Raw genomic sequence first — 10,058 nt, 5'->3', positions numbered from 1 at the left:
CGGTGATCGCGGCGGCCGCCAGCCGCGCGGCTAGCGGTTGTCGGCGAGCAGGTCGATGAGCAGGGCCGCGGTCCAGGAGAAGCGGTTGCTGCCGGCGCCGGAGCCGTCGATCGGGGAGTAGTACTCGTACATGGCGCCGGAGGCGGCGATCACGTCGATGGTGTTGCGACGCAGGTTCTCGGCGGCGTCGAGCCGGCCGTAGCGCTCCAGGCCGTCGGCGATCAGCCAGTTCATGTTCACCCACACCGGGCCCTGCCAGTAGCAGCGCGGCAGGAAGCTCGGATCGTCCACCGGGACGCTCGCCACGCCGAAACGAGACCAGTACCGCGGCGAGGCGAGCCGCTTGGCCATCTCATCGACGCGATCCTCCGGCACGACCCCGGCGTACAGCGGCAGCAGACCCGCGATGGTCTCGTGTCGCAGCAGGGTACGGGTCCGGAAGTCGCGGCTGTAGTACACGCCGTCGACGGCGAGCTCGGCCATCGCCTCTCGCGTCCGGCGCATCGATCGCGCCAGCTGGGCGGGAACGACCTCACCGAGCTCGGTGGCGATGGCGCTCAGGTGCTCGTTGGCCCGGACGAGGATCGCGTTGAACGCCACGTCCTGCACGAGCGGAACGATGGTCCGGCGAATCTCGCGGAAGTTGTAGTGGGCCCGGCGCAGCTCGCGCACGATCCGGTACAGCGTGAACAGGTCGCCGGAGGTGAGCCGCTCGTCCGGCGGTACCTCCTTGGAATCGCGCCGCAGCGCGTCCAGCGCGTCGTCGCCGTTCAACCGGCGCAGCACCCGCACGCCCAGTGGCGCGACCGGCCTGGTGATCTCCATCCAGGTCGGGGTGTTGTCCATCCCGGACTCCCAGGAATGCACCAGGGAGACGAGGCCCTCGTCGTCCGGGTCCCGCTCGGTGTAGAGCCACTGGTGGAAGCGCAGCAGCCCCGGGTAGAGCCGGCGGTAGAACTCGTCGCGCGCCTCGCTGGACATCATCGCGCCGATGCGGACGGCGGCCTCGGCGATCATCGGCGGCTGGGTGACGCCGGTGCTCTGGGCGCCGCCGGCGGTCGTGGTCACCCGGTCGCAGCGCCACCGCTGCGGGCCGGCGTGGTAGAAGTCCGTGGTCTCGGCGAAGATCACGTGCGGGATCATGCCGTTCGGCCACTGGCCGCGCAGCAGGGACAGGATCTCGGCAGAGGCCCGCTCGGTGTCGAGGTGGCGCAGCCCGATGGCGATGAAGCAGGAGTCCCACAGCCACTGGTGTGGATACAGCGTCGGCGACGGCCGGGTGATGTCGCCGAGATCATTGCCGCGCAGCACGGAGACCGCGGTCTCGCGCAACGCCGCCAGGTCTACCGGGGCGCTGGGGACGGACATCGTGTGAGAGTAGCCGTCACACCGCGTGGCCACTGGTAGGCCTACGTCGGTGTGGCCCGCCTAACGCGGGTTCGGTCGACGCCGCTGGGGTGGGCCGACGCGTAGTGTGATCGACAAGCGGGCGGCCAGCTCGCCCATTTGTGGCGGCGGGTGCTCGGGCGCGCCGGTACCAGTGAGCCTTCGGTGGCGGGCGGTGCCCTGATGGTTGCCGAGGGCCCCGGTCCGGGTGCCGCCGGATGGGGGTGACCGGCACCTCCTGGCTCTTCCCGTCGAGGGAGCCGGCCCGATGGCGGCGGTGGGCGAGAAATGTGGCGCGGACGGCAGCCCGGCGAGAAAGCCTCACGGATCGTGCGTGAGGCGCTACTTAAAGGTGAGCTTTGGGCCTCCTGAAGGCCCTCTCGCCACGCGAGAAGGTCAAGATAGTTCGCTGAACACGCCACACGGCGGGATCTGACAGGTAGTCTTCGCGACAGCGAGTTCAGCGGCTCGAGGGTCGGGGTCTACACTGCCGGTAGGCCCGGCGATCGCTGATGTCCGGGTGCGCCCTGCACAGGGAATGGTTCCGCAGCATCGTTCGTTGCCTCCCATGTGCACGGAAACAGACGTCCCACCCGCACCGACCATCGGACTTGCCACTGATGACGCTGCCTGCCCTGGAACTTGCCGAGCGTTCCGACGAGAACCGACCGCGTAGCCCGCGGCGTACTCGCCGGACCGCTGCTCCTGTCCGTTCCGCCTCCAGCCGCTCCCTGGCCGCGGTGGCCGATGACATCGACGAACTCGATGTGAGTGCCGTCGCCGACGTCATCGCCCGCGGCCGCGAGGCCGGCGAGATCAGCCGCTCCGAGCTGCGGGACGCGCTCGAGGCCGCCGACATCGGCCTCGAGCTGCTGCCCGCCCTGATCGCGCGGCTCAACTCCGCCGGCGTCGAACTCCTCGAAGAGGAGGGCGAGCCGGCTGACGAGGTCACCGCCGCCACCCGTTCCACCGCCGAGCACGCCGGCACCGCCGACCTCGTGCGCATGTACCTGCGCGAGATCGGCAAGGTGCCGCTGCTCAACGCCGCCCAGGAGGTCGAGCTCTCCAAGCGCGTCGAGGCCGGGCTGTTCGCCGAGCACAAGCTTGAGTCGGCCGACCTGCCCGTCGAGCTTCGTCGGGACCTCGGCCTGCTCGTCAGGGACGGGCACGCTGCCAAGCAGCAGCTCGTCTCGGCGAACCTGCGCCTGGTCGTCTCGGTGGCCAAGAAGTACAGCGGCCGCGGGATGACCCTGCTGGACCTGGTCCAGGAGGGAAACCTCGGTCTCATCCGCGCGGTCGAGAAGTTCGACTACGCCAAGGGATACAAGTTCTCGACCTATGCGACCTGGTGGATCCGCCAGGCCATCGGCCGGGCGCTCGCCGACCAGGCGCGGACCATTCGTATCCCGGTCCACGTGGTCGAGCAGATCAACAAGATCACCCGGCTGCAGCGCCAGCTGGTCTCCACGCTCGGTCGTGAACCGACCGACGAGGAGCTCGCGCTCGAGCTGGACATGCCGATCGAGCAGGTCGTCGAACTGCGTCGCTACGCGCAGGACACGGTGAGCCTGGAGACCTCCGTCGGTGACGACGGTGACTCCGTGCTCGGCGACTTCATCGAGGACTCGGACGCGACCTCGCCGGCGGACGCCGCCTCCTACGGCGCGATGCAGGACGAGATCGAGAACGTCCTCGGCGGCCTGAACCCGCGGGAGCGCGAGGTGATGCGGCTGCGGTTCGGTCTCGCCGACGGCAAGCAGCACACCCTCGCCGAGGTGGGCAACCGCCTCGGGCTCACCCGGGAGCGGATCCGTCAGATCGAGCGGGACACGCTGCGCGAGCTGCGCAAGCCCGCCGTGGCCGGTCGGCTGCGAGAGTTCCTGGACTGATCCCGGCCAGTTCGGCTCCGCCCACGCGGCGGGAGCGCTTCAGGTCAGGGGTGGCACCCAGGTGAGCACGCGGGACCGCGCCGCCGAGGTCGGCGGCGCGGCCGGGTGGTCGATGAAAGCCGGATCTTCGCTGAGTAGGCGAAGATCCGGCTTTGCTGTTCTCCGGAGGCGATGTGCTGTCCTGACGGTCACGGAACGTGCGAGGTCGTGGGCGCCGCGCCGCCGTCGCCACCCGTCGTGTTCGCGTGGCCGCGTGCGGCGATGGCCGCGAAGGCCCGCAGCGCCTGTGGGTTCGCGACGGCGTCGAGGCTCGCGACATCGGCCAGCGGCGCACCACCGAGCAGCCGCTTGATCGGAACCTCGAGCTTCTTGCCGCTGTGCGTCCGCGGGACGTCGGTGATCTCGATGATCTGGTCGGGCACGTGCCGCGGGCTCAACCGCTCCCGTAGGGCGGCGCGGATCCGCCCGTCGAGCTCCTCCGTGATCCCGGGCCTGGCCAGCACCACGAACAGCAGCAGCCCACCGCCGCCCGTAGAGTCGGAGGTGTCTACGGCCACGCTGTCGACGATCTCCGACTGTTCCTCGACGACGGCGTAGAGCTCGGCCGTCCCGATCCGCACGCCGGACCGATTCAACGTCGCGTCCGAGCGCCCCTCGATCACCACCGCCCCCGCCGGGGTGATCCGCACCCAGTCGCCATGGCGCCAGGTGCCCGGGTAGGTCGCGAAGTAGCTCTCCCGCAGCCGGGCGCCGTCCGGGTCGCCCCACAGGTGGAGCGGCATGGACGGCATCGGAGCGGTCACGACGAGTTCACCGACCTCATCGACGAGTTCCTTGCCGTCGGCGTCGACAGCGGTCACGGCAGCGCCCAGCCCGCGGGAGGAGATCTCGCCGGCCCGTACGGGCAGCGTCGGCAGGCCGACGGCGAGCGCCGTGCAGACCTCGGTCCCGCCGCTGATCGAGGAGAGCACCGCCTGCGGGCTGACCGCCTCGTACACCCAGGCGTAGGCCGACGCGGACAGCGGCGAACCGGTCGACCCGATCGTGCGCAGTTGGGACAGGTCGGCGTGCTCGCGCGGCACCAGCCCGGCGGCCTGGCAGGCGTGCAGATACGCCGCGGAGGTGCCGAGGCAGGTCAATTCCAGCGCCTCCGACAGGCCGAACAGCGTCCCCAGCGTCGGGTAGCCGGGCGCGCCGTCGTAGAGCACCACCGTCGAACCCACCAACAGTCCGGAAACCAGGAAGTTCCACATCATCCAGCCGGTCGTGGTGAACCAGCAGTAGCGGTCGTCCGGGCCCAGATCGAGGTGCAGCGCCAGTGCCTTGAGGTGTTCCAGGAGAATGCCGCCGTGCCCGTGCACGATCGGTTTCGGCGGGCCGGTGGTGCCCGACGAGTAGAGGATCCACAGGGGTGCGTCGAAGGGCACCCGGGTGAACTCCAGCTCGGGCTCGGCGGCACCGGGCGGGGGCGTCATCAGCTCGTCCCAGGTGAGCAGGTTCGCCACGCCGGCCTGGCGGGCGCGGGCGAAGGCGTTGACGGACAGGTATGGCACGATCACGGTCGCGGCGAGTTCGGGCAGCCCCGCGGCCAGCTCGGACAGCGTGTCGACGGTGTCGAAATCGCGCCCGCCGTAGCTGTAGCCGTCGACGCCGAGCAGCACCGTGGGCGCCACCTGGGTGATGCGGGCGGTGAGCGCCGCCGCGCCGAGGTCCGGCGAACAGGACGACCACACCGCGCCGATGCTCGCCGTCGCGAGCATCGCCACCAGCGCGTGGATCGTGTTCGGCAGCACGGCGCAGACCCGGTCGCCCCCGGTCACGCCGAGGGCGCGCAGGCCGGCCGCGGCCAGGGCGACCTGGCGGCGCAGCTCGTCCCAGGAGACGACGGCGGTGGCGCCATCCTCCCGCACCGCGATCGCCGCGGCGGCCGGGCCGCGCCGGGTCAACGCGTTCTCGGCGTAGTTCACCCGTGCGCCGGGGAACCAGACGGCCCCCGGCATCGAGGCGTCGGTGAGGGCGGGGCCGGGGCCGCGATCGCCCTCGATGGCGCAGAAGTCCCAGATCGACTCCCAGAAGGCGCCGAGGTCGGTCACCGACCACCGCCACAGTGCCCCGTCGTCCGCCAGGTCGACGCCGCGCTCGGCGGCCAGCCACTCGCGGTAGTTCGTCACCGCGGCCTGGGCGACCCGCTGGGCGCTCGGTTCCCACAGCAGGGTGCCGGGGACCACCGGCGCCCGGCCGGGCCCCGCCGGGTCGTCGGCGCCTGCGGGCGCCGGATCGCCCGATGCCGTTCGGTCTGCTGCCACGGGCACTGACCCTAGGGCATTTCAGGTGACCTCATAGCGAACTCGTCCGTCCCGGCCGTCGTGAGGTCGGGGTGCGCGGCTGCCCACAGCGGCCTGTTCGGGCTACCGTCGAGACGTGACAGCGTCGGAGCAGGGGCCCTCGAGCGCCCAGACGGGTCGGCCGGGAGGGCGCGGCGGGCCGGCGCGGGCGGACGCGGCGCTCGCCGACCCGCCGGTGCTGGCCGACCTCGCAGGATCAGCCGCCCCCGCAGGATCAGCCGCCCCCGCAGGACCAGCCGAGCCCACGGTGCTCGCGTGGGACCCGTCGATGGCCCGCTACGACTTTGGTCCGCAGCACCCGCTGCACCCGGTGCGGCTCGAGCTGACGATGGACCTCGCGACGCGCCTGGGCGTGCTGGACGCCCCCGGCCTGCGGGTCGTCGCGCCGACGCTGGCCGCCGACGAGCTGATCGAGCTTGTCCACGACCCGATCTACCTCGGCGTGGTGCGGGCCGCGTCCGACCCGGCCAGGGCCCGGCTGGCGGCCATGTTCGGTCTCGGCACCTCCGACAATCCGATCTTCGACCGGATGCACGAGGCCGCCGCGCTGATCACCGGCGGGACGATCGACGCGGCCAGCGCCGTATGGTCGGGGCCGCCGCGCCACGCCGTGTCGATCGCCGGCGGACTGCACCACGCGATGGCGAACCGGGCCAGCGGCTTCTGCGTCTACAACGATCCGGCGGTCGCGATCGCCTGGCTGCTCGCCGCGGGCGCGCGGCGCGTCGCCTACATCGACGTCGACGTCCATCACGGCGACGGTGTGCAGGCCGCCTTCTATGACGACCCGCGGGTGCTGACGATCTCGCTGCACCAGACGGGCCGCACCCTGTTCCCCGGCACGGGCTTCGCCGACGAGGTCGGCACCCAGGCGGCGGCCGGCAGCTCGGTCAACGTGGCCCTGCCGCCGCGCACTGGTGATGCCGGCTGGCTGCGGGCGTTCTCCGGGGTCGTCCCGCCGCTGCTGCGGGAGTTCCGCCCGCAGGTGCTCGTCACCCAGCACGGCTGCGACACCCACGCACTGGACCCGCTGGCCGATCTGACGCTGTCCGTCGACGGGCAGCGGGCGTCCTACGAGGCGCTGCACGAGCTGTCCCACGAGCTGTGCGACGGGCGCTGGCTGGCCTGCGGCGGAGGCGGCTACGCGCTGGACGCGGTGGTTCCCCGGGTGTGGACGCAGCTGCTCGCGATCGCCGCCCACCACCCGCTCGAACCGGCCACCGAGCTACCGGCCGAGTGGCGCGCGGATGCGCCGCGGCGCGTGCTCGCCGCGACGGGGCATCCCTCCGTCGGAGCCGCCGCCGGCATGTCCCGCACGCTCGGCGACGGGGTGGGCGTGCGCTACCGGCCGTGGGACGCCGGCGAGGGTGATCCGGACAGTCCGCTCGACCAGGCGGTCGCCGCGACCCGGCGGGCGGTTTTCCCGCTGCACGGTCTGGACCCCATCGTGGACAGGTGACCGACGTTCCGGTGCCCCCCGCCGACCAAGCCCCGTCCGCAGACCTGCCCCCGTCCGCAGACCTGCCCCCGTCCGCTGATCCCTCGCCGCCCGCCGATCCCTCGCCGTCCGCCGATCCGGTGCCCATGGCCTATCCGGCGCAGTGGGAGGCCGACGTCGTGCTGACCGACGGCGGCACGGCGCACATCCGGCCGATCCTGCCGACCGACGGGCCGTTGCTGCGGGTCTTCTGGACCCGACTGTCCGTCCAGACGATCTATTTCCGGTTCTTCGCGGCGCGCCGGGCGCTCTCCGACGCCGACGTGTACCGGATGACCGTGGTGGACCAGGACCTGCGCGGCGCGCTCGTCGCGGTGATCGGCGACGACCTGGTCGCGGTGGCCCACTGGGAGGGCACGGCGGAGCGTCCCGCTCAGGCCGAGGTGGCGTTCCTCGTCGAGGACGCCCAGCAGGGCCGCGGGCTGGGCTCGATCCTGCTGGAGCATCTGGCCGCGGCGGCCCGGGAGCGGGGGATCCGCCGCTTCGACGCCGACGTGCTCGGCGAGAACAGGCAGATGATCCGGGTGTTCCTGGAGGCCGGGTACACCGTCTCGCGGGCCTGGGACTCCGGCGCGGTGCGCCTGTCGTTCGAGATCACCCCGACGGACCGCTCGGTCGGGGTGATGCGGTCGCGGGAGCACCGCGCGGAGGCGGCCTCCATCGGCCGGCTGCTGCATCCGCGGGCGGTCGCCGTGATCGGTGCCGGGCGTTCGGGGGCGTCCGTGGGCAACGCGGTCCTGCGTCACCTGCTCGCCGGCGGTTTCGACGGGCCGGTGTACCCGGTGAACCCGGCGGCGGCGGCCATGGGGACCGCGGTGGCCTCCATCCGTGCCTACGCCAGCGTCGAGGACGTGCCCCGGCCGGTGGACCTCGCCGTGGTGTGCGTGGCGCCGGCGCAGATGCCGGCGGTGGTCGCGGCGTGTGCCCGGGCCGGTGTGTGGGGGCTGGTGGTGGTCACCGACCAGCGGGACGACACCACGGATGAGGCCCTGGCCGCCGAGGCCCGCGCGGACGGCATGCGGGTCGTCGGCCCCGCGAGCATGGGCGTGCAGAACCCGAAGGTGGGGCTGAACGCGTCGATGGTGCCGTGGATGCCGCCCGCGGGCCGGATCGGGTGCTACTCGCAGTCCGGCCCGTTCGGCGGCGCGATCCTGGAGGCCGCCTCCCGGCGCCAGGTCGGCCTGTCCGTGTTCGTCTCCGCCGGGGACCGCGCCGACATCAGCGGCAACGACCTGCTCCAGTACTGGGAGGAGGACGCCGAGACCGACGCGGTGATCATGCACCTGGAGTCGTTCGGCAACCCCCGCAAGTTCGCCCGCCTGGCGCGCCGCGTCGGCCGGCGCAAACCGGTCGTGACGGTCTACTCCGGTCGTTCCGAGCTGGACGACGCGCTGTTGCGCCAGGCCGGGGTGATCGGCGTCGACCGGATCTCCCAGGCGTTCGACGTGGCCCTGCTGCTGACCTCCCAGCCGTTGCCCGCCGGTGACCGGGTCGCGATCATCGGCGACTCCCGGGCGTTGGTCCGCCTCACCGCACGTGCCGCCGATGCCGCCGGGCTCGCCGCCGAGGCGGTGCTGCTACCCGCCACCAGCAGCGCCGAGGTGTTCTCGGCGGCGGTCCTGGCGGCCGCGCGCCGCGCCGACGCGGTGATCGTGACGGTCGCCCGGCTGCCGATCCTCTCGCCAGGGGAGGCCACGGCCGGTGTCGCGGCGGCCGCCGGCCGGGTCGACGTGCCGATTCTGGCGTCCCTGCAGGGCGTGGAGCGCCCGGTCGAGTTCGTCGGCATACCGACCTACCCGTCACCGGAGGCGGCGGTCTCGGCGCTGCGTCGCGTCGTCGGCTACGCGCAGTGGCGCGCCGAACCGACCGGCGCGGTGCCACCCCTGGTCGTGCGGACCGGGGACGCCCGGGCGCTGGCTGGTGCCGGCTCCGGTCCGCTGCCCGCGGACCAGGCCGCCGCGCTGCTGGACTGCTACGGCATCACCGTGGCGCCGGCCCCGGCGGTGGCCTCGATCGAGGACGCCGTGGAGGCGGCCGGGCGCCTTGGCTACCCGGTGGCGCTGAAGGTGAGTTCCGCCGCCTGGCGGCACCGGCCGGACCTGCGGGGCCAACGCCTGGACTTGCCGGACGCGACGGCCGTGCGGGCGGCGTGGGTGTCGCTGCGCGACCAGGTCGGGCCGCAGCTGCCGATCGCCGTGCAGCGCATGGCGCCGGCCGGGGTCCCGGTGGTCGTCGGCTCCGCCGAGCACGCCCAGTACGGCCCGCTGGTGTCCTTCGGTCTGTCCGGTCCGGCGACGGAGCTGCTCGGTGACCGGGTACGTCACATCCTGCCGCTGACCGACGTCGACGCGGCCCGCCTGGTCCGCTCGATCCGGGCGGCGCCGCTGCTGCTCCGATACCACGGGTCGGAGCCGGTGGACGTCGCGGCGCTGGAGGATCTGCTGCTACGGGTGGGGCGCCTCGCCGACGATCTGCCCGAGGTGGTTCATCTCACTCTTGACCCGGTCGTCGTCTCGGCCGGCCGGGTGACCGTCCTGTCCGCGGAGGTGGTCACCGGCCGGTCCGCGCCCCGGGCCGACGCCGGACCGCGCCGGTTCTGGAGCGTTGCGCCGCAGGAAGAGGCCTCAGCGGTCCGGGGCGGTTCTGCACAACATGGTCACACCGGCCACAATCGTCTCCCATGACCTCGCCGCACTCCGGGCAGCCACCCGTCTGGCCTGCATCCGGCCCCTATGGGGCGCCGCAGCTCGACTCCGCGGGGCCCGTTCGGGCCACGGGTGCCCCGGCAACGGGGATGCCCGAGCAGGCCGCGCTGGCACCGAGGTCCGACGCCGAGCCGGAGCGGGGCTCCGGCGGGCGGGATGTGCCCGTGCTACCCCCCGATTGGCCGATGGTGGCGCGCCCGGACGCCGGCCCGCGTCGGTGGGCCCTCGGGCCCGC

Annotated in this window: 5 protein-coding genes; 3 read left to right on the top strand and 2 right to left on the bottom strand. The window is 72.9% G+C overall.

Going from position 1 to position 10,058, the window contains the following annotated elements:
* Positions 1-30 precede the first annotated feature (30 nt).
* Entirely contained in the window at positions 31-1,368 is a 1,338-nt protein-coding gene (locus tag MXD58_RS12050) for an amylo-alpha-1,6-glucosidase (protein ID WP_248838308.1), read from the bottom strand.
* A 638-nt stretch (positions 1,369-2,006) separates the two neighbouring features.
* Between MXD58_RS12050 and MXD58_RS12045 the strand changes: the two genes are divergently transcribed.
* On the top strand, positions 2,007-3,275 hold the full coding sequence (locus MXD58_RS12045; protein ID WP_248838309.1) for an RNA polymerase sigma factor: 1,269 nt from the start codon (positions 2,007-2,009) through the stop codon (positions 3,273-3,275).
* A gap of 188 nt (positions 3,276-3,463) precedes the next feature.
* Here MXD58_RS12045 and MXD58_RS12040 read toward each other — a convergent pair whose 3' ends face one another.
* Positions 3,464-5,581, bottom strand: coding sequence for an acetoacetate--CoA ligase (locus MXD58_RS12040; protein WP_374616003.1), 2,118 nt, complete (start codon positions 5,579-5,581; stop codon positions 3,464-3,466).
* 286 nt (positions 5,582-5,867) lie between these two features.
* Here MXD58_RS12040 and MXD58_RS12035 point away from each other — a divergent pair, with 286 nt between their 5' ends.
* Together MXD58_RS12035 and MXD58_RS12030 are read left to right on the top strand one after the other, a co-directional pair.
* On the top strand, positions 5,868-7,079 hold the full coding sequence (locus tag MXD58_RS12035; protein ID WP_248838355.1) for an acetoin utilization protein AcuC: 1,212 nt from the start codon (positions 5,868-5,870) through the stop codon (positions 7,077-7,079).
* A 125-nt stretch (positions 7,080-7,204) separates the two neighbouring features.
* Complete coding sequence (locus MXD58_RS12030; RefSeq protein WP_248838356.1) at positions 7,205-9,802, top strand: bifunctional acetate--CoA ligase family protein/GNAT family N-acetyltransferase; 2,598 nt, start codon at positions 7,205-7,207, stop codon at positions 9,800-9,802.
* Positions 9,803-10,058 lie beyond the last annotated feature (256 nt).

It is taken from the genome of Frankia sp. AgKG'84/4 (assembly GCF_023242965.2).
Lineage (GTDB): Bacteria > Actinomycetota > Actinomycetes > Frankiales > Frankiaceae > Frankia.
The sequence above is the reverse complement of the archived record's forward strand: the minus strand, read 5'-3'. Positions and strand labels throughout refer to the sequence as shown.

Excerpts from the sequence above, each read along its gene's own strand:
- MXD58_RS12050 (WP_248838308.1), bottom strand. The coding sequence starts at position 1,368 with ATGTCCGTCCCCAGCGCCCCGGTAGACCTGGCGGCGTTGCGCGAGACC.
- MXD58_RS12045 (WP_248838309.1), top strand. The coding sequence starts at position 2,007 with ATGACGCTGCCTGCCCTGGAACTTGCCGAGCGTTCCGACGAGAACCGA.
- MXD58_RS12030 (WP_248838356.1), top strand. The coding sequence starts at position 7,205 with ATGGCCTATCCGGCGCAGTGGGAGGCCGACGTCGTGCTGACCGACGGC.